At 71.8% G+C, this 22805-nt stretch carries 22 protein-coding genes; 5 read left to right on the top strand and 17 right to left on the bottom strand.

Annotation, left to right across the window (positions count from 1 at the left end):
• Positions 1-22 precede the first annotated feature (22 nt).
• From BLS95_RS55425 to BLS95_RS04990, 6 genes are all read right to left on the bottom strand, one after another.
• Entirely contained in the window at positions 23-184 is a 162-nt protein-coding gene (locus tag BLS95_RS55425) for a hypothetical protein (RefSeq protein WP_176993022.1), read from the bottom strand.
• 154 nt (positions 185-338) lie between these two features.
• Positions 339-860, bottom strand: a complete 522-nt coding sequence (locus BLS95_RS05010) for a class I SAM-dependent methyltransferase (RefSeq protein WP_090929661.1) — start codon at positions 858-860, stop codon at positions 339-341.
• 78 nt (positions 861-938) lie between these two features.
• Positions 939-1943 (bottom strand): enolase C-terminal domain-like protein, encoded by a 1005-nt coding sequence (locus BLS95_RS05005; protein ID WP_176993021.1) that lies wholly within the window; start codon positions 1941-1943, stop codon positions 939-941.
• A 9-nt stretch (positions 1944-1952) separates the two neighbouring features.
• Positions 1953-3335: an MFS transporter gene (locus BLS95_RS05000; protein ID WP_245764842.1), complete on the bottom strand. Its 1383-nt coding sequence runs from the start codon at positions 3333-3335 to the stop codon at positions 1953-1955.
• Positions 3336-3428: 93 nt separating this feature from the next.
• On the bottom strand, positions 3429-3731 hold the full coding sequence (locus tag BLS95_RS04995; protein ID WP_176993020.1) for a 4a-hydroxytetrahydrobiopterin dehydratase: 303 nt from the start codon (positions 3729-3731) through the stop codon (positions 3429-3431).
• A gap of 96 nt (positions 3732-3827) precedes the next feature.
• Positions 3828-4580, bottom strand: coding sequence for a TetR/AcrR family transcriptional regulator (locus BLS95_RS04990; RefSeq protein WP_090929658.1), 753 nt, complete (start codon positions 4578-4580; stop codon positions 3828-3830).
• 106 nt (positions 4581-4686) lie between these two features.
• Here BLS95_RS04990 and BLS95_RS04985 point away from each other — a divergent pair, with 106 nt between their 5' ends.
• On the top strand, positions 4687-6132 hold the full coding sequence (locus BLS95_RS04985; protein ID WP_090929657.1) for a DHA2 family efflux MFS transporter permease subunit: 1446 nt from the start codon (positions 4687-4689) through the stop codon (positions 6130-6132).
• A gap of 28 nt (positions 6133-6160) precedes the next feature.
• Here BLS95_RS04985 and BLS95_RS04980 read toward each other — a convergent pair whose 3' ends face one another.
• From BLS95_RS04980 to BLS95_RS57620, 5 genes are all read right to left on the bottom strand, one after another.
• The gene (locus BLS95_RS04980) at positions 6161-7303 is read right to left on the bottom strand and encodes a VWA domain-containing protein (RefSeq protein WP_090929656.1); all 1143 of its coding nucleotides are present in this window, start codon (positions 7301-7303) and stop codon (positions 6161-6163) included.
• A gap of 148 nt (positions 7304-7451) precedes the next feature.
• Positions 7452-9581, bottom strand: a complete 2130-nt coding sequence (locus BLS95_RS04975; RefSeq protein ID WP_245764841.1) for a DUF5682 family protein — start codon at positions 9579-9581, stop codon at positions 7452-7454.
• Positions 9582-10030: 449 nt separating this feature from the next.
• A complete protein-coding gene (locus BLS95_RS04970; protein WP_090929655.1) occupies positions 10031-11095 on the bottom strand; it encodes an ATP-binding protein in 1065 nt (354 codons plus the stop codon).
• Complete coding sequence (locus BLS95_RS04965; RefSeq protein ID WP_245764840.1) at positions 11092-12435, bottom strand: DUF5691 domain-containing protein; 1344 nt, start codon at positions 12433-12435, stop codon at positions 11092-11094. The genes BLS95_RS04970 and BLS95_RS04965 overlap by 4 nt, the downstream gene beginning before the upstream one ends.
• 107 nt (positions 12436-12542) lie before the next feature.
• Entirely contained in the window at positions 12543-14111 is a 1569-nt protein-coding gene (locus BLS95_RS57620; RefSeq protein WP_425434688.1) for an SWIM zinc finger family protein, read from the bottom strand.
• 235 nt (positions 14112-14346) lie between these two features.
• Between BLS95_RS57620 and BLS95_RS04950 the strand changes: the two genes are divergently transcribed.
• The gene (locus BLS95_RS04950) at positions 14347-14892 is read left to right on the top strand and encodes a cupin domain-containing protein (protein ID WP_218135603.1); all 546 of its coding nucleotides are present in this window, start codon (positions 14347-14349) and stop codon (positions 14890-14892) included.
• A gap of 151 nt (positions 14893-15043) precedes the next feature.
• On the opposite strand, the gene BLS95_RS04945 is transcribed toward BLS95_RS04950, so the two are convergent.
• The 3 genes from BLS95_RS04945 to BLS95_RS55420 form a co-directional block, all read right to left on the bottom strand.
• A complete protein-coding gene (locus BLS95_RS04945) occupies positions 15044-15421 on the bottom strand; it encodes a GntR family transcriptional regulator (protein ID WP_090929654.1) in 378 nt (125 codons plus the stop codon).
• Positions 15418-16230 (bottom strand): hypothetical protein, encoded by an 813-nt coding sequence (locus tag BLS95_RS04940; protein ID WP_090929653.1) that lies wholly within the window; start codon positions 16228-16230, stop codon positions 15418-15420. The genes BLS95_RS04945 and BLS95_RS04940 overlap by 4 nt, the downstream gene beginning before the upstream one ends.
• Positions 16231-16332: 102 nt before the next feature.
• Positions 16333-16494: a hypothetical protein gene (locus tag BLS95_RS55420; RefSeq protein ID WP_176993019.1), complete on the bottom strand. Its 162-nt coding sequence runs from the start codon at positions 16492-16494 to the stop codon at positions 16333-16335.
• Positions 16495-16794: 300 nt separating this feature from the next.
• Here BLS95_RS55420 and BLS95_RS04935 point away from each other — a divergent pair, with 300 nt between their 5' ends.
• Positions 16795-17694, top strand: a complete 900-nt coding sequence (locus BLS95_RS04935) for an alpha/beta fold hydrolase (RefSeq protein ID WP_090929652.1) — start codon at positions 16795-16797, stop codon at positions 17692-17694.
• Positions 17695-17864: 170 nt separating this feature from the next.
• Positions 17865-19403 (top strand): aldehyde dehydrogenase family protein, encoded by a 1539-nt coding sequence (locus BLS95_RS04930; protein ID WP_090929651.1) that lies wholly within the window; start codon positions 17865-17867, stop codon positions 19401-19403.
• A 63-nt stretch (positions 19404-19466) separates the two neighbouring features.
• Here the strand turns inward: BLS95_RS04930 and glnII are convergent, their stop codons facing one another.
• The gene (gene glnII / locus BLS95_RS04925) at positions 19467-20486 is read right to left on the bottom strand and encodes a glutamine synthetase (protein ID WP_090929650.1); all 1020 of its coding nucleotides are present in this window, start codon (positions 20484-20486) and stop codon (positions 19467-19469) included.
• A 392-nt stretch (positions 20487-20878) separates the two neighbouring features.
• Between glnII and BLS95_RS04920 the strand changes: the two genes are divergently transcribed.
• A complete protein-coding gene (locus BLS95_RS04920; protein WP_090929649.1) occupies positions 20879-21790 on the top strand; it encodes an alpha/beta fold hydrolase in 912 nt (303 codons plus the stop codon).
• A gap of 45 nt (positions 21791-21835) precedes the next feature.
• Here BLS95_RS04920 and BLS95_RS57615 read toward each other — a convergent pair whose 3' ends face one another.
• The gene (locus BLS95_RS57615) at positions 21836-22228 is read right to left on the bottom strand and encodes an NAD(P)/FAD-dependent oxidoreductase (protein ID WP_245764838.1); all 393 of its coding nucleotides are present in this window, start codon (positions 22226-22228) and stop codon (positions 21836-21838) included.
• Positions 22229-22239: 11 nt separating this feature from the next.
• A complete protein-coding gene (locus BLS95_RS57610; protein ID WP_245764837.1) occupies positions 22240-22704 on the bottom strand; it encodes an FAD-dependent oxidoreductase in 465 nt (154 codons plus the stop codon).
• Positions 22705-22805: the final 101 nt, after the last annotated feature.

Raw genomic sequence — 22805 nt, 5'->3', positions numbered from 1 at the left:
GCGTGCTGCTTGAGCAGTGCGTTCAGTTTCCCGCGGAGTTGGACGCCGTCACCGCGCCGACCCGTAGCCTGGACTCTTCCACCTTGACCATCACCGGGCGTCGTTTCATCGCTACCCTCTCATCGGGGTTAGCCAGCCGCCGGAATTGTTCCCAGATTCCGGCGATTTCCTCAAACTCCGCCATTGACCAGTTGTCCGCGTCGATAGTCGGCTGGTTCGCGAATGGCCTCGTCAAGACCGTCCTCGACACCCCGGGGCGGGAAGCGTAAAGAACGCGCCGTGCCCCGGCGGCGGCGCGGCCGGGCGCGGACCCGTTCGTGATCTCCTGTGAAGCGTCATCATCGATTCTGGAGGTCACCATGCACCGTCGCGTTCACCTGCTCGCCACCGTCGCCCTGGTCTCCGCCCTCGCCCCGGTCGTGGCGAGCGCTCCCTGGGAGGACGTGTCCCACCGGATGCACAACATCCGCGAGGCCGTCCTCGACGCGGGCTCCCACTTCTACGGCCTGGCCGAAATCCTCGGCGACAACCTGCGCGCCGGCTCCGTCGGCGTGTAACCGGCCGGGGTCCCAGGCGCTTTCAGAGTACGTTTTCAGGTTTCTGTCGGGCGGTTTCAGATGGGCCGGTGGAAGGTCGCGCGTGCCGCCCGGCCGGACGAACTCCGACACCGCGGCGGTGGCGCGCGCGTGCAGCTCCTCCGGGAGGGCCTGCACGGTCATGATCTCGACGACCAGGTCGAACGCCCGCCGCCAGGCGGCGGGCGGGCTCAGCAGGTCGGCGGCCTCGTAACGCACGCCGCTGCCGGGGAAGCGCTCGCGGGCCAGCCGCACGGCGTCCGCGTCCGGATCCCTCGCGGTCATGCCCACCTCCAGCAGCCTTCGGCCTCCCGGGCGGTTCTACCAGGGTGAGTGGCTGAAAGGGAGCCGCGTCGCCTTTCCCTAGGCGTGGAAGGAGTCCTTCGCCAGCCGGCGCAGCCGCGTCTCGTCCACGTCGTGGCCCAGCCCCGACTGCGTCAGCGGGACCGCGATGACCCCGGCGTTCGCGCCCACGATCGGCGTGACGATCTGGTTCTGGCGCGGCGGCTGCGTCACGTCGCACGGCAGCGTGCACCCCGGCAGGCTGGCCACCGCCACCGTGGCCGCCCGGGACAACCCCGCCCCCTGGCCGCCCGTGCACTGGATGTCCCAGCCCGCCGCCGCGGCCCGGTCGTGCGCCCGGCGCGCCTCCGACAGGGACGGGAACGCCGCGGGCCGCAGCAGCAGCACCTTCGCCGCCCGCAACGTCAGGTAGTCGTCGAGCTCCTTCGTCGAGCCGACCTCGACCGCGACCGAGGCCGCCACCTGGTCCTGCAGCGAGGCGTGCGCGTAGGCGTCGGAGACGGCGAAGGGCCGCTCGATCACCTCCAGGCCGTAGGAGTCGATCGCGACGAGCTGGCCGAGTTCGGTGTAGGCGTTGCCGCCGTCGACGGCCAGGGTCAACGCCGGGTACGCCTGCCGCACCGCGCGTACGGGCTCCACGTCCCACCCGGGCCGGATGTCCAGCGTGACGTGCCCGTACCCGGCGCAGACCTGCTGGTTGACCCGGGCCACGAGGCTTTCCAGCGAAGGGTCGGGGCTCAGCCGCACGGTCGCCACGAGCGAGGTGCGGGTGCCGCCGATGGCCTCGGCGAGCGGCACGCCGCGCATCCTGGTCCACAGGTCCCAGCAGGCCATGTCCACCGCCGAGTCGCCGCTCGGCACGGCGTCGGGATGCTCCCAGTCGACGCCGATCAGCAGCGCGGCCAGCGTCTCCTCCAGTCGCGACCAGGCCTTCGGCTGCGGCGAGGTGACCTCACCCCAGCCGATCATGCCGCCGTGGTCGGTGAGCTTCACGAGCAGCGTCTCCTGCCTCCTGCCGAACGGCAGGACCAGCCGGAAGACCTCAAGCTCCCGCACTCGCGGCATGTACCCCCCTTATGACGCGCTTGTCTCCATAGTGCCTGCCTCACCCGCGTGCACAAAACGCGGGGCCAGCACAACGGCCACCAGAGCCAGCGCGACGGTGAACGCGAGCGCGATCGCGTAGTTCCCCGCCGTGGCGGTGAACAGGGCCCCGCTGAGCGCCACGGCGACCACGCCGAACACCGCCTCCCCCACGCTCACGGCCGCCGAGTTGCGGCCTTCCTCGCCCTCCTTCGACATCTCCAGCACCAGGACGGACACCGTCGGGTGCAGCGCGCCGATGCCCAGGCCCGCGATGGCCATGGCCACGTACGCGACCGCGATCGGCATGGCGTCCACCAGCACCAGCGTCACCAGCGTGACACCGACGGCGATCATGGCGGCGCCGCCCCGGATGGCGGCCAGATTGCCGATCATGCCGCGGCCCTTGATCCAGGAGCCGGCGGACCAGCCGAGCGCGCCGATCGTGAGCACCACGCCGGCCTCGATGGCGGTCAGGCCGCGCTCGTACTTCAGCATGAGCGGGATGAGCACCTCGGCCGCCGTGAACGAGCCGTAGGCCAGGCCGCGCAGCACGGGCGCGGTCGGCAGGCCGCGCGCGGCCCTGAGCGAGCCGGGCAGCAGCAGCTTGGGCAGGGCCACGGCCAGCAGGACGAGGCCCGCCAGGAGCAGCGGCAGGCCGGCCAGCTTCAGCGCGCTGCCGTACTGCATCAGGGCGGCGGCGACGGCGGTCACCGCCGCCCAGCCGACCTTGCGGCCGATGCCGCGCGCGGGCTCGGCGACGCTTTCCGCCAGGTCCCGGCCGGCGGTGCCGCGCCAGAGCAGCAGTGCCGCCGGGACGACGATCAGGGAGACGCCCCAGAAGATCCACCGCCAGTCGGCGTTCTCGGCCACGAAGCCCGCGATGGCGGGGCCGACCATCGACGGCACCACCCAGGCGGCCGAGAACAGCGCGAACACCTTGGGATGCAGGGCGCTCGGATAGACCCTGGCCACCAGGACGTACAGGGCGACCTGCACCAATCCGGCGCCCAGCCCCTGCACGAACCGGCCCGCGACGAACACCTCCATGCTCGGCGCGAACCCGGCCAGCAGCAGCCCGGCCACGAAACCCGCAACCCCGACCGTGACCGGTTGGAGCGGCCCCCGCATGTCGCTCCACCGGCCACCCAGCACCGTCGCGATCACGCTGGCCGCCAGGGTGGCGCTGAAGGCCAGGTTGTACAGGTGCAGGCCGCCGAGGTCGCGGGCCACCAGGGGCATGGCCGTGGTCACCGCCATGCCCTCGAAGGCCACCAGGGTCACGAGCGCCAGCAAGCCGATGCTGACCGCCCGGTAACGCGCGGACCCCACGCTCATGCGCTCGGCGGGAGAAACGTCAACAGTCGTCGTCATAGCCAGAAAGGTACGGTCAGGCACGAACATGCGCATCCGGCGCGGGCCCTAGGCAATTCGACCTAAGCCGCCATATTGGGCGCGGAGACCGCCTCACCCCCGGTCTCTGGCGGCCCCGTTGACGACATGATCGATCCGCGCGGCCAGTTCCACGTCCCGCTGGGTCACCCCGCCGGCGCTGTGCGTCGTGAGCCGGAACCGGATGCCCTGCCCGGTCCGCTCGATGTCCGGATGGTGATCCACCACGTCCGCCTCGTTCGTCACGGCCTGGCTCAGCCAGTCGTAGCTGTCGGGCGTGATCGGGATGTCGCGCACCAGGGCGTCGCCCTCCCTGCGCCAGCCCTCAAGCGCGGCCAGCGCCGTCTCGATCTCCTCGCCGCTCAAGAGTCGTGCCACGGTGCCCCCTGCGCTTGTACTGTCGTCCTCGCCCAGGGCCCTACCACCGCCCGAGGCGTTCACACGCGCGGGCCGAACCTGGCTCGGCTTCCCGGCCTAGTCAGCGCGGGCCTTGGGCATGCGGGCCTCGATGCCGTCCAGGAGCAGCGCGAGGCCGTAGTGGAAGCGGGCCTCGCCGTCGTCGGCGATCAGGTCGTCGGCATAGTCGCGCAAGTGCGGGAACCGATGGGACGGCAGCGTCCGGTAGTAGTCGTTGATCTGACCGACGAACGCCTCGAAATACGTTCGCTGGTCCAGCCCGGCCGCGCGCATCCGCGCGTAGTGCAGCGAGCCCTCGTACGCGTCGCCGACGACGTACAGCGAGAGCCGGTCCATCGCCAAGGACGCCTCCCGTGGCGGCATGCCGGCCTCGATCAGCAGCCCGAAGACGAACTCCCCCGCGCGCAGCGAGTTCTCCCCCGAGGGGATGGTGGCCAGTGCCGCCCGCGCCACGTCGGCGTGCGCGCGCAGCACCCGGTGCACCTCGGTGGCGTATCCGTGCAACTGCTCCTTCCAGCGGCTCGGGTCGCGTTCGGGCAGCTCGATCTCGCCGAGCACCCGATCGTAGATCAGCTCCAGCAGCTCGTCCTTGCCGGCCACGTGCGCGTAGAGCGAGGCGGGGCCGGTGTCGAGCTCCTGGGCGACGCGTCTCATGCTCAGCGCGTCGAGCCCCTCGGCGTCGAGCACGCGCAACCCGGTGCTGACGATGAGCTCCTGGCTGAGCTGCCGCCTGAGCTGTGCCGGCTTGCGTGACTTGCGCCACGGGGGCACGGGCACCCCGTCGTTGCCGCTTCCCCTGCGATCCACCATACGAACAATGTACTTGACACGAACGCCGTTCGTTACTACAAACAGTGTTTGTACGAACGATGTTCGTTGATCAGAACACTGTTATGCACCCCTTTGAGGAGCCCCCATGACCGTCACCGCCTCAGCGGCGGCAACCCAGGCCCAGCCCTACCGCTGGCGCTGGGCCGCCCTGTTCGTGATCCTGGCCGCCGAGGTCATGGATCTGCTCGACGCGCTCGTGACCACGATCGCCGCCCCCACCATCCAGCGGGAGCTGGGCGGCTCCGGCAGCCTCGTGCAGTGGCTCAGCGCCGGATACACCCTGGCCATGGCCGTCGGCCTGATCACCGGCGGGCGGCTCGGCGACCTGTACGGCAGGAAGCGCATGTTCGTGATCGGCGCCCTCGGCTTCACCGCCGCCTCCCTGCTGTGCGGCGTCGCGGCCAGCCCCGAGATGCTGATCGGCAGCCGCGTGTTGCAGGGCCTGTTCGGCGCGGTGATGATCCCGCAGGGACTGGGATTGATCAAGGAGATGTTCCCGCCGCAGGAGCTGGGCAAGGCGTTCGGCATGTTCGGGCCGGTCATGACCATCTCGTCCGTCGGCGGCCCGGTGCTGGCCGGCTGGCTGGTCGACGCCGACTTCTTCGGCACCGGCTGGCGCATGATCTTCCTGATCAACCTGCCGATCGGCCTGGCCGCCGCGCTCGCCGCGATGCGCTTCCTGCCCGAGCACCGCCTGTCCGGCGCCACCAAGCTCGACCTCGTCGGCGTCGCGCTCGTCTCCGTGGCCGCGTTCCTGATGATCTTTCCGCTCATCCAGGGCCGCGAGCTGGGCTGGCCGGCGTGGACGTTCGTGTCGATGGCGGCCTCCGTCGCGGTCTTCGCCGTCTTCGGCCGCTACGAGTCGCGCCGCGCCCGCTCCGGCAGGGACCCGCTCGTCACGCCCGGCCTCTTCCGCAAGCGTGCCTTCACCGGCGGGCTGGTCGCCGGGCTGGCCTTCTTCTCCGGGATGATGGGCCTCGGCCTGGTCTTCGGCCTCTACACGCAGCTCGGCCTGGGCTTCACGCCGCTCCAGGCCGGTCTGACCGGGCTGCCGCAGGCGATCGGCGGTGTCCTCGGCTTCGGCCTGGCGATGGCGGGGTTGCAGGAGAAGCTCGGCCGCGGGCTGCTGCAGATCGGCACCGTCGTCATGGCGGCGGGCGCGGCCGTGCTCGCCCTGACCATCCACCTGGCCGGGCTCGACGTCAGCGGCTGGCAGCTCGCTCCCGGGCTCGCCCTGGTGGGGGTCGGGATGGGGCTGACCATGGCGCCGTTCTTCGACATCGTGCTGGCCGGGGTCGAGCCGCACGAGTCCGGCTCCGCCTCCGGCACCCTCACCGCGGTCCAGCAGCTCGGCGGCGCGCTCGGCAGCGCCGTACTGGGCACGCTGTTCTTCAACCTGCTCGCGAACGAGTGGAGCTTCGGCTCGTCGATGCAGGTCACGGTGTGGGTGGAGGTGGGGTTGCTGGGGCTGACGTTCGCGCTGTCGTACCTGCTGCCCCGGCGGGCCCGCCCCGAGCAGCCCGGCCACTGAGACGGCGGGCCACCCTGGCGGCCTGCTCTCATGCGCTCAGGTGCCGCTCCGCCCACTGACCGATGTCCCGCCGCTCGATCGCGGCGGCCATCAGGTCGGGGAAGGCGTCCGGCGTGCACGCGAACGCCGGCACGCCCAGCGCGGCCAGCGCCGCGGCGTTCTCGTGGTCGTAGAACGGCGCGCCCTCGTCGGACAACGCCAGCAACACGATCACCTGTACGCCGGCCTGCGTCATCGCCGCCACCCTGCGCAGCATCTCCTGCCTGACACCGCCCTCGTAGAGATCGCTGATCAGGATGAAGATCGAGTTGGCCGGCCGGGTGACGAGCCCCTGGCAGTAGGCGATGGCCCGGTTGATGTCGGTGCCACCGCCGAGCTGCGTGCCGAACAGGATCTCAACCGGATCGTGCAACTGCTCAGTGAGATCCACCACCGCCGTGTCGAACACCACCAGCGACGTCCTCAGCGACCGCATCGACGCCAGCACCGCCCCGAACACGCTCGAATAGACCACCGAGGCCGCCATCGACCCGCTCTGGTCGATGCACAGCACCACCTCCCGCTGCACCGACCGCTGTCTGCGGGCGTAGCCGACCAGCCGCGAGGGGACCACGGTGTTCCGGTCGGGCAGGTAGTTCCTGAGGTTGGCCCTGATCGTCCGGTCCCAGTCGATGTCGGCCGCGCGCTTGGGCCGGTGCGTCCTGGCCGAACGGTCGAGCGCGCCGGTCACGGCCGCCCTGGTCTTCTGGGCGAGCCGGCGTTCGAGCTCCTCGACCACCCGGCGCACCAGCGCCCTGGCCGACTCACGGGCCTGGTCGGGCATGACCCGGTTGAGCGCGAGCAGGGTGCCGACCAGGTGAACGTCGGGCTCCACGGCTTCGAGCATCTCGGGCTCCAGCAGGAGCCTGGTGAGGTTGAGCTTCTCGATCGCGTCCTTCTGCATGACCTGGACGACCGTGGAGGGGAAGTAGGTGCGGATGTCGCCCAGCCACCGCGCCACCCGCGGCGCCGACGCGCCCAGCCCGCCCTCCCTCTTGCCCTGGTCGTAGACGTCGCTCAGCGCCGCGTCCATCTGCACGTCCACGCCTTCCAGACCGGCCCCGGTGCCGTCGGCGTCCCCACCGCCCAGCACCAGCCGCCACCGGCGCATCCGCTCGTCCGCCCCGCTCATCCGCCTATCCTCCCGCCCACCGACGTGCCCATCCCCCCGCCTCGCACCTGATTGCCTCGCACCCAGCCGCCTCTCACCTGGCCGTCTCGCACCTGATCGCCTCTCACCTGGCCGCCTCGCATCCGGCCGCCTCTCATCCGCCCGCGTCTCATCCGGCCGCCTTTCCGAGGATCGCCAGGACGGTGGCGACGGCCGCCGCCGCGCGCTCCTCGTCCACGTCCTGCTCCCGTTCCTCCTCGACTCCCCCGGCCGACCGCAGCCGCTCCCCGATGGCCCGGCGCTCGGGCGCGGCGAAACCGCCGAACGTACGGCGCAGCAGCGGCAGCACGTCGGTGAACTGCTCACCGGACAACCCGGTGAGCCACCCGTCCACCAGGCCCAGCAACCGCGGATCGTGCACCAGCAGCAACCCGCCCCCGGCCAGGAACCCCTCCACCCAGGCCGCAGCCCTGGCAGGCGTCTGACCCCGGGACATCGCCCTGGACATGCGGTCACCGGCGTCGTCGAGCTCCCCCGAGTCCAGCAGGATCCGGGTCAGCCGCCCCTCGATCAGCCCGTGCAGGTCCTGCCGGTCGCTGATCCCCCGCAGGGTGGCCAGCCACCGGCCGCGCGGCGACACGGACGCCGGCGCCGGGTCGTGCTCGGTGAGCAGGGCGACGGCCGCGTGCACGGCGTCCACGTGCTTGAGGAGGTCGGCCGCCGCGTCGTCGTCCAGCCCCGTCACCGCCACCGGCAGCCCCACGCAGATGCGCTCCAGCATCGAGCGCACGATCACCGCGAGCCCCTCGGCCGGGGTGCCCCGGACATCGCCATAGCGGTGGGCGCGCACCATCGCGGGCAGCGCCGCCATCAGGTGCGTGACGTCGGTGTCCAGCGCCGCCTTGGCCGACAGCGCGGCCAGCACGCCGGGCAGCGCAGGTGGCAGCTCCGCCAGCAGGCACTTCTCGACCAGCGACGTCAGATCCGCCAGCGCGGCCGACTCCGCTGCCGCCAGGTCCGTGGCCCGCTGCGCCGCGGCGGCGAGCACGGTGGTGCCGAGGGCGGCCTGCTCGATGAGCGCCAGGTCGTGCTCGGGCCGCCAGCGCAACGTCCACGTCTCCCGGAACGTGCCCTTCCCCCGCGCCTCCCCCAGCGTGCCCCAATCCACGCCGAGCAGCCGCAGCCGGTGCAGCAGCCGGCTGCGGTCCAGGTCGAGCGGCTTGCGCAGGTCCAGGTCGAACTCGCGGTCAAGCGCCTCCGGCTTGAGCCGCAGCCGCCGCTGCTGGTCACGCAGGTCCCGCTGGAGCGGCACCATCGGCGTGCCATCACTGACGTGGCCGAGCCGGTCGCCCACCACCATGCGCCGCTGGATCAGCTCCACGGCCAGGTCGTCGCCCTCGCACAACACCGCCCTGGCCGCCTCGGTGACCTCGCCCAGCCCGGCCAGCGGGCGGCCGCGCAGCGCGGCCAGGCTGTCGGCGAGGCGTACGGACTCGATGACGTGCGCCGACGACACGGCCAGCCCCTCGTCGCGCAGCACCGCGGCGGCCCCGGCCAGCCAGCGCTCCACCGGCCGGTCGGGGACGGTGAACAGGTGGTGATACCAGCCGGGCGAGGTGATCCCCGCCCCGTATCCGCTCCACGAGGCCAGCCGCCCGTACGTCCAGGGCACCCACGTCAGCTCCGCCTTCACCTTCGGCAGGCCGCGCAGGAGCGCGTTGTCGGCCGTGGCGGGCGGCAGGGTGCCGGTCAGCGCGGGGACGTGCCAGGCCCCGCAGATCACCGCGATCCGGGTGTGCCCCTGTTTGAGCGCCGCGCGCAGGGTCTTGCGCATGTACGCCTCGCGCCTGGCCTCCCGCTCGTCCGGCCGGTAGCCCTCGCGTACGGCGGCCATGGCCTCGGCGATCACCTCGAAGGGGGTGTCACCGCGGTGCTCGACGACGTCCTCCCACCAGCGCTCCGGGTCGTCGTATCCGGCGGCCGCGGCGAGGGAGCCGATGGGGTCGGCCCGCAGGTCCGGCGTCTCGGCGTCGTCGCGGTCGTCGGCCAGCGAATGGGCCGCGGGCAGGTCGCAGAAGCGCACAGGGACGCCGGCGGACGTGCCGTACTTGATGGCCTGCCACTCAGGGGAGAACCCGGCGAACGGCCAGAACGCGGCCCGCGCGGGCATGCCCGGGACGTGCGCGAGCAACGCGACCGGCGGCTCCAATTCGGGCGCCAGCCCGACGATCCCGTCAGCCTCCGGCGGTCCCTCAATGAGGATCGCGTCGGGCCGCAACCGCTCCAACTCGGCCCGCACGGCCCGCGCCGACCCAGGCCCATGATGCCGCACCCCCAACACAAAAACGCCAGCCCCACCGACCACCAACTGCCCAGCCCGCCCGGCCCCCTCCGGAACGACCACCACCCCACTCCCCCGCGCACCGACCACCCCCACAGGCAGCTCACCCTCCCCGCCCAACCGCTCCCCAGACAGCCCACCCGGCCGCTCTCCAGACAGCGCATCCTGCAGCGCCCTGGACAGCGCACCTTCCAGCACCCCAGGCAGCCCACCCGGCTGCTCCCGGGACAGCTCACCCCGCTGCTCCCCAGGCAGTGCACCCGGAGGGACCGCGAGCCGAGCCCCCGGAGCGACCGCAGGAGGTGCGGCCGAGGGGTGCGCGGGCGGTGGCGCCGATGGAAGCGTGGGCAGTGAGGTCGGCGGGGGCTCAGGGGGTGGGGCCGTGGTGGGCGGGTGCGGGTCGGCGTTCATGACACCTCGCGGCAGGCGCGGTAGAAGTCGCGCCAGTCCGGGCGCTCGCGCACCACCGTCTCCAGGTATTCGCGCCACACCACCCGATCCGATACCGGCTCCTGCACAACGGCCCCCACGATCCCGGCCGCCACGTCCGCCGGGCGCAGCACCCCGTCGCCGAAGTGGGCGGCGAGCGCGATGCCGTTGGTGAGCACGGAGATCGCCTCGGCCGTGGACAAGGTGCCGCTGGGCGACTTGACCTTGGTACAGCCGTCCTCGGTGACGCCCATGCGCAGCTCGCGGAACACCGTCACCACACGCCGGATCTCCGACAGCCCCGTCGTGGTCTCGGGCAGCTCCAGGGCCCGGCCGAGCTGGGTCACCCGGCGCGAGACGATGTCCACCTCCTCCTCAGCGGTCGCCGGAACCGGCAGCACCACCGTGTTGAAGCGGCGCCGCAACGCGCTGGACAGCTCGTTGACCCCACGGTCGCGGTCGTTCGCGGTGGCGATCACGTTGAACCCCCGCTCGGCCTGCACCTCGCGGTTGAGCTCGGGGATCGGCAGGGTCTTCTCCGACAGCACGGTGATCAGGGCGTCCTGTACGTCGGACGGCATGCGGGTGAGCTCCTCGACCCGGGCGATCCGGCCCTCGGCCATCGCGCGCATCACCGGCGACGGTGTCAGCGCGTCGATCGAGGGGCCCTCGGCCAGCAGCCTGGCGTAGTTCCAGCCGTAGCGGACGGCCTCCTCGGCGGTGCCCGCGGTGCCCTGCACGAGCAGCGTCGAGTCGCCGCTGATGGCGGCGGCGAGGTGCTCCGACAGCCAGGTCTTGGCGGTGCCGGGCACGCCGAGCAGCAGCAGCGCGCGGTCGGTCGCCAGCGTGGCGACGGCCACCTCGACGATGCGGCGGGCCCCGACGTATTTCGGGGTGACGCGGTCGCCGTCGCCCAGGATGTAGGTGGTCACGGCCCACGGCGACAGTTTCCAGCCGGGCGGCCGCGTCCGGTCGTCGTCCTTGGCCAGGAAGGCCAGCTCCTCGGCATATTGGTCTTCCGCGTGCGGGCGCAGAACGGTCATAGGGCAAGCTCCTTGTACATGTCAGCACGGAAACGCAGCAGAGCCGCGACCTGCTGGACGGACTCCACCGGCGAGTAGCTCTCGGCCAGCGGGAACAGCGCCGGGTCGATGTGCTCTCCGGCCAGCTTGACCAGCTCGCCGAGGTTCCACGGTTGCGTGGTGGCCACTTTGACGATCTTGTGCAGCACGGCCGTGGCCAGCCCTTCGCGCCAGTGGGACGACACGCCGCCCAACACCATGATCAGCTGGCTGTCCAGGTCGTGCCGGCGAACGAACTCGGCGGCGAGCTCCTGCTGCTCACCGGGCGGGAGCGCGTCGAGCAGGTCGGCGATCGGGTCCCACCCGAACATCGCCCGCGCCCACTCCGGGTCCCGTTGCAGCACGGCGCCGCGTACCCAGGCCGACTTCACCTCGGCGTCCCAGTCGGGGATCCGCATCTGGAGCAGCGTGGCGGGCGGGTGGCCCCAGACCGCCAGCGGGGCGCGGGCGATGATCTGCTGCAACCACCAGGCCCGCTCGCCGGTGCCGCGGGGCGGTTTGGGGCGGATGCCGTCGCGTTCCATGGCCTTGTCGCACTCCGCGGGGGCTTCGACGGCGATGACGTTTCCGGTGATCGCCACGCAGGCGCGCACCCTGTCGGCCATTCGCCTGGCCATGCGCGAGCCGGGCAGCCGGGTGAGCAGGTTCGCGGCGGCCTGGCGCACCTCTCTGCGCCGGTCGTCCAGCGCGGCTTCGAGGAACGGCTCGTCCTCCATGCTCAGCCCGTCGGTCAGCACCTCGACGAACTCGGCCCGGTCATCCGGCCCCTCCTGCTCCCAGGTGCTCTCCAGCAGCCGCCGGGCCGCACCGGGGTCGGCGGACCGGAGCGCGCGCAGATGCGCCCGCCGGTCGGCGGGACCGCCCAGCTCCCAGGTCTCTCCGGTCGGCTCCTCCAGCAGGAAGCCCCAGTCGGGGTTGAGCCCGGCCAGCCACCTGCCGCGCTGCCCGGCCAGCACGCCGAGGTGCCCCCTGATGAACCGGTCGCGCCGTCCCCGGTGGAGCAACTCGGGCAGCGCGTAGGGGGGCACCCGGCGGCCGGTCGCGGCGGCGGCGGCCAGCCACTCGGGCAGCAACCGCTCATGCTCGCCGCCCAGGATCCGCACCAACCGCTCGGCGGCCCGCCTGCTCACGGCCGCCTGCTCCTCTCCGGGCGCGGGCTCCGGCGGCCGCACCTCCTCCGCCCGGCGCCCGGCGCGCCGCCGCACAGCTTCGACGGCCGCGGTCTCAAGCAAATTTCCGTCGTACGGCCGCCGATCGGTGCCCACAAGCGCCACCGACACCAACTCATCCCAGCCGGTCACAGTTCACCGCCCTCCCGTCGTCGTCCCTGCCGCTCATAGGATCACCGCTGCCCCGTCGCGTCCCAGTGGTCGCAGGATCACGGCTGCCCCGTCGTCGTCCCCGCCGCTCACAGGATCACCGCTGCCCCGTTGTCGTCCCAGGTGGTCAGAGGCCGCAACCCCCGCGGGGTCCATTCGGCGGCCACGGTCACCGGCCGTCCGCCGGACACGGCGATGAGCCGCCATGGATCACGCGCCCTCGGGTGCAGCGGGAGCCCGCCGAGCGCGCCCCGCTCGGGCACCACCCCGGCGAGCACGAGCGGCCAGGACTCGGTCCACGGGTCCCCGGCCAGCGCCGCGGCCACCTCCCTCAGCCCCTCCTCCGGCGACACGCCGGGCGGTACGGCGGCGGGCACGAGGTCGTGGCGGGCGGCGACCAGGGCGCGCAGCGGGGCGGCGCCGGGATAGTAGGCCAGGTCGGCGTCGATCGTGGTGCCCGTGACCAGGGAGGCGTCCAGCGGCTGCCCGGGAGGCGCGAAGGACAGCACCAGCGCGGCCCGACGGGTGTGCCGGCCGCGCAACCAGACGCGCCGGGCCGTCAGCCGGTCCTGCTCCTCGTCGCGCCTGCCCAGCACGTCCCACTGATCGCGTACGGACGCCCCGGCCAGCACCTCTTCCCTGGTGACCGGGAACCCGGCCCGGGAGAGCACAGTCTGGACCAGCGCGGGGGGCAGCTCTGAGCGCCGCCGGTAGGCCACGGCGAGGAGGTTGGCCAGCGCGTATTCCGCCAGCAGCCGCCCCGGCCAGTCGTCCTCAGAGCGGACCCGGGACAGGCGGGAGACGACGCCCGCGGCCCCGGGGGCCTGGGCGTCGATGAGCCGCTTGGCCAGCCCGTCCCAGTCGTGCTCGGCCGCCCCCGCCAGCCCCTGCCGCACCTGGTCGGCCAGCCATCGCTCCAACTCGGCCAGCCCGGCGGCGACCCGGGCATGCCGCACGGACTCCCCACCGGCACCAACCCCCCGCGCACGCCGCCCGCCGCCGTCCGCCCCTCCAGCTCCCGTCCCACTATCGGCACCCACCACGACGCTCCCGGAGTCCCCCGACCCCCTGGAACTCCCGGAGCCCCCCGGCCCGCTGGAGCTCCCGGAGCCCTCGGACACGCCGGAACCCCCGGAGCCCCCCGACCCGCCGGAACTCCCAGAGCCCCCCGATCCGCCCGAACCCCCGGGGTCCCCGAAGCCGTCGGCGTCCTCAGCGTTTCCGGCGTTCTCGGCGTTTCCGGTGTTCTCGGGGTCCTGCGTGTCCCTGGTGGCCTCGGCTGCCTTGGCTCGTGCCGCCTCGATCTTGGCCGCCGACCTGGCGGCCCGCTCGGCGCGCCCGTCCAGCCACTCCGTCACCCACTGCGGCGCGCCCTCGGCGACCGGCAGCCCATCTGCCGACCACATGAGCAGCAGCCCGAGCGCGTGCTTGCACGGGAACTTCCGGCTCGGGCAGCTGCACCGGTAGGCGGGCTCGGCCAGGTCGACGCACGCCAGGTAAGGCTTGGACCCGCTGCCCTTGCACTCGCCGTAGACGACCGTGCCCGTCGTGCCGCGCGACGACCACTTCCCGGGCGCCGCGACGCCGTGCGCCGCCTTCTGCGAGGCGGCGTCGGGGGCGAGAGCGAGCACCTGATCACGGCTCCACCGTTCGATCACCTGCCGCAGACTAGCCACCCTGACCGACATTTCGCCGCGAGATCCCGCAAGGCCCTGCCGCCAGGCCGAAGGGCCCCACAGCGTGGTCAGCCGTCGTCAGCTCCCCGGCCGACACGAAGGAACCACCGAGGGCTCGCGAGCCCTTCAACAGGCCTCGACCGCCGGGAACGTGGCCGGCCGCGGCCGGGCGACCCCCGGGGCAGCTCCGCCCGGTTGATCCGCCTAAACTCCCAGAGTGGAGCTACGGATCTATCCCGACGGCCCGGCCGTCCAGGTGCCGGACGAGGCCGCGGCCCTCGCCAGCCCGCTCGACGGCCAACTCGTCCTGGACGGCAACCGCTTCCTGCGCAGGGACGTCACGGGCGCCCCGGTCGCGTTCGTGGAGCGCCCGCCCGTCGCCGCCGCCCTGGACCTGCTCCCCCACCCGGAGGGCGGCTGGTTCCGGGAGACCTGGCGAACGGCGGTGACCTTCCGCCCCGACGGGTACGACGGCCCACGGGCCAGCGCCACCGGCATCTACTTCCTCCTGAACCCCGGCGAGGAGTCGGTGCCGCACGTGGTCGCCTCGGACGAGGTCTGGCTGTGGCACCGCGGCGGCCCGCTGGCCCTGACGATCGGCGAGACCACGATCACGCTGGGCGCGCGGGTGGAGGACGGCGAGGTGCCCCAGGCGCTGGTGCCCGGCGGCGTGTGGCAGTCGGCCCGCCCGGCCGGCCCCGAGCCCGTCCTGGTGAGCTGCATCGTCTCCCCAGGCTTCGACTTCGCCGACTTCACCGCCTGAAGAACGTGTTTGAGAGGCCTTAGTAGATCACCGGGCAGCAGGGGACGACGCACCAGCACACCCAGGTAGCCGACGGTGCCAGCCTTAAGCTGACGGCCGCCATCCGCCGTTCCGACCCCGGACCCCCGTGATCCCCGCGGCCGGGTCGCGGTCATGACGAGGCCGGTGCCGCCGAACCGGCCGCCAGAGCCGCCTGCACGATGCGGAGCGCTTCGGCCGGGTCGAGGCCGACGCTGGCGATCACGGCGGCGTAGTCGGCGGCGGCCCGGCGGGCCCGCTCCCGGCCTTCCTCGCCGGCGGCCGACACGAACGAGCCCGCCCGCCCGCGCGTCTCGATCAGCCCGGCCTCCTCCAGCTCCCGGTAGGCCCGGCCGACCGTGTTGACGGCCAGGCCGAGGTCGGCCGCCAGGTGGCGGATGGTCGGCAGCCGGGCGCCCACGGCCAGCGTGCGGTCCTGGATCTGCCGGGCGAGCTGGGCCCGCAGCTGCTCGAACGGCGGTACCGGCGAGGCCGAATCGATGATGATCATCGCACGCCCATGGCCCGCTGGGCCACCGTCGCGCACGTCGGCGTCCTGGCATGAAGCGCGACGCACGCGACCAGACTCAGGACCAGGTAGGCGACCGCGGCGGCATTCCACCAGCCGGGCGCGGTGCCGACCAGCACCACCGGCAGCGACCATTGCACGTTCGGCGTGGTGAGCTCGCGGGCGTCTTCGACGCGCATGATGACGTCGGCGGTCAGCGACTCCTCGTCCTCCGCCACGACCGGGAACCTGAGCAAGTGGCGCAGTTGCAGGGCGGTGATGGCCGTCGCGCCGAGCAGGCCGATCAGCACGACGACGGCCAGCTGCCGCACGGTGGGGTCGGGAACGGCCAAGGCGCTTGCGGCCAGCGCCATCGCGCCGGCGAACGTGGCGACGGCGAAAATGGCGTACGGCCGGCCGAGCACGGTCCGCCAGCCGGGCTGAATCGGATGGGCGGCCCGGCGCGACAGCGTAGCGCCCGCCCGCTGGTCGACGCGTCGCACCCACCGGTCGAGCAGGGACTGTGCCAGCAGTAGCCCGGCCACCGACGCGGCCAGGGCCAGCAGCGGCAGCGGGCGATGCGGCTGGAGGCCGCCGAAAGCGGAAATGGCGACGAGGGCGCTCACGATGATCAGCGCGGCCAGGATGACGTAAGTGGCCAGGCGGGCGCGTCTGCGGACCGCCAGCCGGCTGGCGAGCAGCGGGGTCGGGTGGGCGTCGGCCAGGTCGTGGCGGGCGAGCCACTCGCCCGCCATGCGCAGATCGGTCGTGCGCGTCGGCGGGTCGGTGTCCGGTAGCGGTTCGCGGGTCACAGCGCCTCCTTTGTCGCAAGCTTTGTAGCAATAGGATGCGTCATAGGTTACGACAAAGTCAACGTCCGGGACTCTCGTCGTCCCGACGATGCAAGCCCCGGCTCAGCGGTGGCCGTCGCCCAGGCGTGCGCGGTCGCCGTAGCTTTGGGAGTACCGGGCTATATAGAGGGCGAAGACCCGCCGGCCTGCCTCGTCGATCTCCAGTGCCATCTGGAGGCGCGAGAGGGCGAGGTCCAGGCCGCTGGGCAGAGCGGCCTCGGGCAATGCGGCGCACCAGGGTGGCGATCGCGGCCCATCGAATCATCGCCTCACTGGTCAGTGGCCGACGCTCGCAATCACGGACTAACCGCCAATAGGCCATCAGCCAGGCCCGCGCCCGCGCCACCACCCAGCGCTCGTGGTGAACCAGAAAGCCTCGGCTTGGTGACGATGAACACGATGATGCCAGCACCTCACAGGCCCAGGCCACCAATCACGTACAAGCTATTATACCACAGAATTGCCAATTTCGCATTTCTGCTGCTATTTTAGAATTTCCCGCGAAATTTATTTATATTGGCACCCATGACGCATTCGAAGTTTGTTTCCTCTGGCGGTTTGCGGCTCTGGACCGAACGGTTCGGCGACCCCGGCGACCCCACGGTGCTGCTCGTCATGGGCACCTCCACCCCGGGTGCCGGATGGCCGGACGAGCTGGTGGAGGTGCTCGTGCACGGCGGGCGGCAGGTGATCCGGTTCGATCACCGCGACACGGGCCGGTCCGACTGCGTGGACTTCGCCGTCCGGCCGTACGCGCTCGCCGACCTGGCCGACGACGCCACCGCCGTGCTCGACGGGTACGGTGTGGCCGCCGCGCACGTGGTCGGGGCCTCGCTGGGCGGCGCGGTCGGGCAGTGGCTGGCGGTGCACCGGCCCGAGCGCGTACGGACCCTGACGGTGATCATGAGCGGCCCGATGGGCGCCGACGCCGGCCCCGCCTGGGCGCGGGCGATGGCCGGGCAGGAGCCCGACCCCGATGATCTGCCCCCGCCCGCGCCCGCCTTCCTCCAGCACCTGGCCAGGGCTGCCACCATGCCGCGGACGACCCGCGAGGAGCAGCTCGCCGCCGGCCTGGAGACCTGGCGGGTGCTGAACGGAGACGTGCTGCCGTTCGACGAGGAGGCCGCCCGCCGCCTCGCCGCGGAGGCGTACGACCACAGCCGCAACCCCGCCGCGGCCCTCAACCACGACCTGGCCGGGCGGCTGATGACCGACGACCGGCTCGTCCCGCTGTCGTCGGTCAAGGCGCCGACGCTGGTCGTGCACGGCACCGAGGACCCGCTGCGCCCGCTCCCCCACGGCGAGGCCGTGGCCGCCCAGATCCCCGGCGCGCGGCTCCACCGGATCCCCGGCATGGGGCACTCGTTGTTGTCCCCCGGGCTGCCGCGCCGGATCGCCGAGCTGATCCTCGATCACCCGGAATGACCGGACCTCCGCCGAAGGAGCGAGGAGACCCGGCCTCCGCGACCCGCGCACCGACCGGGACCATCGCGGCGAACGGTCGATACCGCATCGACGCGGTCCCGACCGGCTGATTCTTGGGTTTTTTCCGGCGAGATGATTGTCTGTCCGGAGGAACTATGAGGAGGGCACCGGTGAACCGTCAGATCGTTTCAGTCGTGGGTGGCAAGGACGCCGCCACCGCTGACACATATGAGTCGATCAATCCCGCCCGCACCACCGAGGTCGTGGCGCGGGTGGGCCTGGCCGACGCCGCCACGTTCGCCGCCGCCTGCCGCACCGCCAAGGAGGCCCAGCGCGAGTGGGCCAAGGTGCCCGCCCCCGTGCGGGGGCGGGTCATCGCCTCCATCGGGCGGCTGGTCGAGGCCAACGCCGAGAGCCTGGCCCGGCTGGTGACCGAGGAGATCGGCAAGCCGTACGCCGAGGCGCTGGGCGAGGTACGCGAGATCGTCGACACGTGCGACTTCTTCCTGGGCGAGGGCCGCCGCCTGTACGGGCAGACGGTCCCGTCGGAGATGCCGGACAAGAACCTGTTCACGTTCCGCAACCCCGTCGGGGTGGCCGCGGTGGTCACGGCCGGGAACTTCCCCGTCGCCGTGCCCTCCTGGTACCTGGTCCCGGCGCTGCTGTGCGGGAACGCCGTCGTCTGGAAGCCCGCCGAATACGCCGCCGCCTCCGCGCACGCGATGTTCCGGCTCTTCGTCGCCGCCGGGCTGCCCGACGGCGTGCTGAACATCGTGTTCGCCGACGGCGCCGAGACCTTCCGCGGCCTGGAGCTGGCCCTGGAGGAGGGCAGCGTGCAGAAGGTCGGCTTCACCGGGTCCAGCGAGGTGGGCCGGAAGGTCGGCGAGCTGACCGGGCGGCACCTGCAGTCCGCCTGCCTGGAGCTCGGCGGCAAGAACCCGATGGTGGTCATGCCGGACGCGGAGCTGGACCTGGCCGTGGAGGGCGCGCTGTTCGCCGGTTTCGGCACGGCCGGGCAGCGCTGCACCAGCCTCGGCACGGTGATCGTGCACGAGAGCGTGCACGACGAGTTCGTGGAGCGGTTCGCCCGGGCGGTCCGCGAGTCCAGGATCGGCGACCCCCGGCAGGACGTGCTGGCGGGCCCGCTGCTGGCAGAGAAGTTCGCGGAGCGGTACGAGGAATACCTGACCTGGATCCAGCCCCACCACAAGGTCGTGTCCGGAAATATCGGGAAAATTACTAAGGAGAACCCGCACGGCGACTTCGACGGCGACCAGGGGCTCTACTACCACCCGGTCATCGTGGACGGCGTCAGGCCCACGGACCGGCTGTTCCTGGAGGAGACGTTCGGCCCGATCGTGGGCGTGACCACCTTCAGGACCCTCGACGAGGCCATCGAGCTGGCCAACCTGCCCGGCTACGGCCTTTCGAGCTCCATCTACACCACCGACCCCAAGCACGTCTTCCGCTTCCGCGAGGGCATCTCGGCCGGCATGGTCAGCGTCAACAACTCCACCTCGGGAGCCGAGGCCCACCTGCCGTTCGGCGGCAACGGCAAGTCCGGCAACGGCAGCCGCCAGTCCGGCATGTGGGTGCTCGACCAGTTCACCCGCTGGCAGGCGATGAACTGGGACCACTCAGGACGCCTGCAGAAAGCGCAGATGGACGTGGCGGACATCACGCCCGACCTGGAGTTCCGCCTTCCATGACGTACGGCTACGGGCCCCGGAGACTGCCGGGGCCCGTGGCCAGAGAGAGCCGGGAGGGGGCCGTCAGACCTGGCCGGCCTTCTCCAGGGCCGTGCAGCAGGTGTTCACCAGCAGGCGGGTGACCACGTACGGGTCGACGTTGGCGTTGGGGCGGCGGTCCTCGATGTAGCCCTTCTTGTCCACCTCGACCTGCCACGGGATGCGCACGGAGGCGCCCCGGTCGGACACGCCGTAGCTGTACTTGTTCCACGGGGCGGTCTCGTGGGCGCCGGTCAGGCGGCCCTCGATGCCCGCGCCGTAGTGGGTGATGTGCTCCATCGGCTTGTCGCCCTCGCCCAGCGCCTCGCAGGCGGTGATGATGGCGTCGTAACCCTCGCGCATGGCCCGGGTGGAGAAGTTGGTGTGCGCGCCGGCGCCGTTCCAGTCGCCGCGGGCGGGCTTGGCGTCGAGCGTGGCCTCCACGCCGAACTCCTCGGCCGTACGGTAGAGCAGCCAGCGGGCGACCCACAGGTGGTCGGCGACCTCAAGCGGTCCCGCCGGGCCGATCTGGAACTCCCACTGACCGGGCATGACCTCGGCGTTGATGCCGGAGACCTTGAGCCCGGCGGCCAGGCAGCGGTCGAGGTGCAGCTCGACGATCTCGCGGCCGAAGACGGTGTCGGCGCCGACACCGCAGTAGTAGGGCCCCTGCGGGGCGGGGAAGCCGGCCTCGGGGAAACCGAGCGGACGGCTGCCCTTGAAGAAGGTGTATTCCTGCTCGATGCCGAACCACGACTCCTGGTCCGCGAACCGCTCGGCGATCGGGCGCAGCCGGGCGCGCGTGTTGCTGACGTGCGGGTCGCCGTTGGTCTCCTCGACCTCGGCCAGGACCAGCACGTTGGCGCCACCGCGGATCGGGTCGGGGCAGGTGAACACCGGACGGAGCACACGGTCGGACGCGTGGCCCTCAGCCTGGTTGGTGCTGGAGCCGTCGAAGCCCCAGACCGGCGGCTCGGCCCCGTCGTCCAGGATCTTCGTCTTCGAGCGCAGCAGAGCGGTGGGCTCGGTGCCGTCGATCCAGATGTACTCAGCCTTGTAGCTCACAGCGGTCCTTTCGGTTTTCCTCCGGCTCGCCGAGTCTCGCGGTCGGCCGTTTCCCGGTTTTTGCCCGCGTGTGAACGGCGTGTTAATCGGTGTTCCCGGGGACCTACTCGAACGCGAACCCGGCGGCCGGCGACCAAGCCGGCGCCATGCTTACGCAACGCGGTCACGATGGAGACGAGGCCCCGAAGGGCGGCCTCGGAGAGATCGCTCCCGGCGGGCCTCGACGACCTGCCGCGACCTCATGCGTAGCATTCGAAGCACCTTGCTGAAGACAGCAATCAAGGTGATCAGGGAGTTCGGCTGACCGTGCCGGTGGCGCAGCACCCGAACCGGCCCGCAGGGACATCCCGGCCATACATCTGATCATCTGGAATTCGCGCAAGGAGCGATGAATGGCTGAGATCTACGATCACCTGGGGAACCCGGTCACGCATGGCCGGGCGCACGTCAACGGCATCCGCATGCACTACGTGACCGCCGGGCAGGGCGAACCGCTGCTTCTGCTGCACGGCACACCCAAGAACCACTACTACTGGTACAAGCTCATACCCTTGTTGACCGGGGATTTCACGGTCGTCGCGCCTGATCTTCGCGGTTTCGGCTACACGGACAAGCCGCCGGCCGAGGAGGGCTACGACAGCCTCACCAGCACGACCGACCTGGCGGAGCTCATGCACCAACTCGGCCACCAGAGCTACCACGTCCACGGGGAGGACCGGGGAGCGGAGTATGGCTACGTACTCGCCGCCACACGTCCCGAGCAGGTCAGGACGCTCTCCTTCTGCGAGATGCTGCTCCCCGGCCACGGTTTCGAAGAATGGTCCTACTTCACACCGGATCACATATCAGCGCAGTATCGGCGCCAGGGCGTCTGGCTCTGGCATGTTCCATTCTTCTGGATGCCTCACATCCCGGAAATGCTGATCACCGGCCGCGAGCGGGAATTCTGGGAATACTGGATCAAGGCCGAGACCTATAACCCCTACGCCATCTCCGAGGAGGCGATCTCCGAGTGGATCGGCTGCCTCAAGGCGCCAGGAGGGCTGCGCGGCTGCCTTGAGAGCTATCGCGCCGGTCTCAAGAACGCGCGCATCAACCAGGACCTCAAGCAGAAGAAGCTGACACTGCCGATCATGACAGTGAGCGCGGCGGAATTCTTCGGTCCTCTCGTCGCCGATCAGATGCGCAAGGTGTCCGAGGGCGTCGAACACAGCGTGGTCTTCGACCAGTGCGGTCACAGCCTCGCGCTCGAGGCTGAGGACCGGCTGGCCACCACCCTCCGCGACTTCATGCTCGGACGCTGAGCTTGTCGTCGAGGGCGGGGCCATCGGCGAACCGCGACCGGGGCGTCAGGGGCGGAAGGCGGCGAACTCGGCCGAGAGCTCGCCCTCCAGGATCGACCCGGCAAGGGCGTCGCCGCTGAGCGGCGCCATGGTCAGCCCAGCCGCGCCGAACCCGCTCATGACGTGCACCCCGGCCGCGTCCGGCAGGGCGCCGACGATCGGCAGGGCCCCGGCCAGCGGTCGCAGCCCGACGCGGGTCTCGATGAGCGTCGCCTCGGCCAGTCCCGGCGCGATCCGCAGCGCGTCCGACAGGACCTGCCACTGCCCCTGGGCGGTCACCCGGGGGTCGAAGCCGCTGCCGGTCTCGCGGGTCGCGCCCACCGCCACCCTGGAGTCGTCGAAGGCCACCAGGTAGTGGTGGGACAGCGGGTTGACCGACGGCCAGCCGCTCGTGTCCACCCCGTCGAGCCTCAGGTGCGTGATCTGCCCGCGCTGCGGTACACGCCTTCCAGGTCGGGCGCGAGGACGGGGACCAGGGCGCGTACCTCCGCGTTGTCGACGCGCTGGATGTCGCCCACGATGCCGCCGGCCGTACGGGCACGGGCCTCGACGCGCGCCTGCGCCTCGGTGAGCCGGTCCGGGTCGGCGCTGACCAGCAGCGCACCGGTACGGCGGTAGTCGGTACGCTCGACGCCCGCCTGGGCCAGCAGCTCGATGACGCGCGGGTAGTAGGCGGCGCCCGCCGCGTACAGCTCGTAGGCGGGGCCTTCGGCGGTCGAGGCCCAGGGCGAGATGATGCCGGCGCTGGCGGCCGTGGCCTGCCCCTTGAGCGCGGAGTCGACGACCGTGACGGCCGCGCCGCGGCGGGCCAGCGCGAAGGCCGCGCTGGCGCCCGCGATGCCGCCGCCGATGACGATGACGTGGTGCTGAGACACGATGTCCTTCCCGCCGGGGTCGAATACCACCTGCGAGAATACGAGCCCGAACCACGCCACGCCGTCACGGGGATGCCCGGCTGCTCCGGGAGTCGGGGCGT

This window comes from Nonomuraea jiangxiensis (assembly GCF_900099965.1).
Classification (GTDB): Bacteria; Actinomycetota; Actinomycetes; order Streptosporangiales; family Streptosporangiaceae; genus Nonomuraea; species Nonomuraea jiangxiensis.
Note: the sequence above shows the minus strand (reverse complement) of the source record. Positions and strands in the feature narration are given on the sequence as shown.

Coding starts and splice junctions, on each gene's coding strand:
- BLS95_RS55425 (WP_176993022.1), bottom strand. CDS start 184: ATGGCGGAGTTTGAGGAAATCGCCGGAATCTGGGAACAATTCCGGCGG.
- BLS95_RS05010 (WP_090929661.1), bottom strand. CDS start 860: ATGACCGCGAGGGATCCGGACGCGGACGCCGTGCGGCTGGCCCGCGAG.
- BLS95_RS05005 (WP_176993021.1), bottom strand. CDS start 1,943: ATGCCGCGAGTGCGGGAGCTTGAGGTCTTCCGGCTGGTCCTGCCGTTC.
- BLS95_RS05000 (WP_245764842.1), bottom strand. CDS start 3,335: ATGACGACGACTGTTGACGTTTCTCCCGCCGAGCGCATGAGCGTGGGG.
- BLS95_RS04990 (WP_090929658.1), bottom strand. CDS start 4,580: ATGGTGGATCGCAGGGGAAGCGGCAACGACGGGGTGCCCGTGCCCCCG.
- BLS95_RS04985 (WP_090929657.1), top strand. CDS start 4,687: ATGACCGTCACCGCCTCAGCGGCGGCAACCCAGGCCCAGCCCTACCGC.
- BLS95_RS04980 (WP_090929656.1), bottom strand. CDS start 7,303: ATGAGCGGGGCGGACGAGCGGATGCGCCGGTGGCGGCTGGTGCTGGGC.
- BLS95_RS04970 (WP_090929655.1), bottom strand. CDS start 11,095: ATGACCGTTCTGCGCCCGCACGCGGAAGACCAATATGCCGAGGAGCTG.
- BLS95_RS04945 (WP_090929654.1), bottom strand. CDS start 15,421: ATGATCATCATCGATTCGGCCTCGCCGGTACCGCCGTTCGAGCAGCTG.
- BLS95_RS04935 (WP_090929652.1), top strand. CDS start 16,795: ATGACGCATTCGAAGTTTGTTTCCTCTGGCGGTTTGCGGCTCTGGACC.
- BLS95_RS04920 (WP_090929649.1), top strand. CDS start 20,879: ATGGCTGAGATCTACGATCACCTGGGGAACCCGGTCACGCATGGCCGG.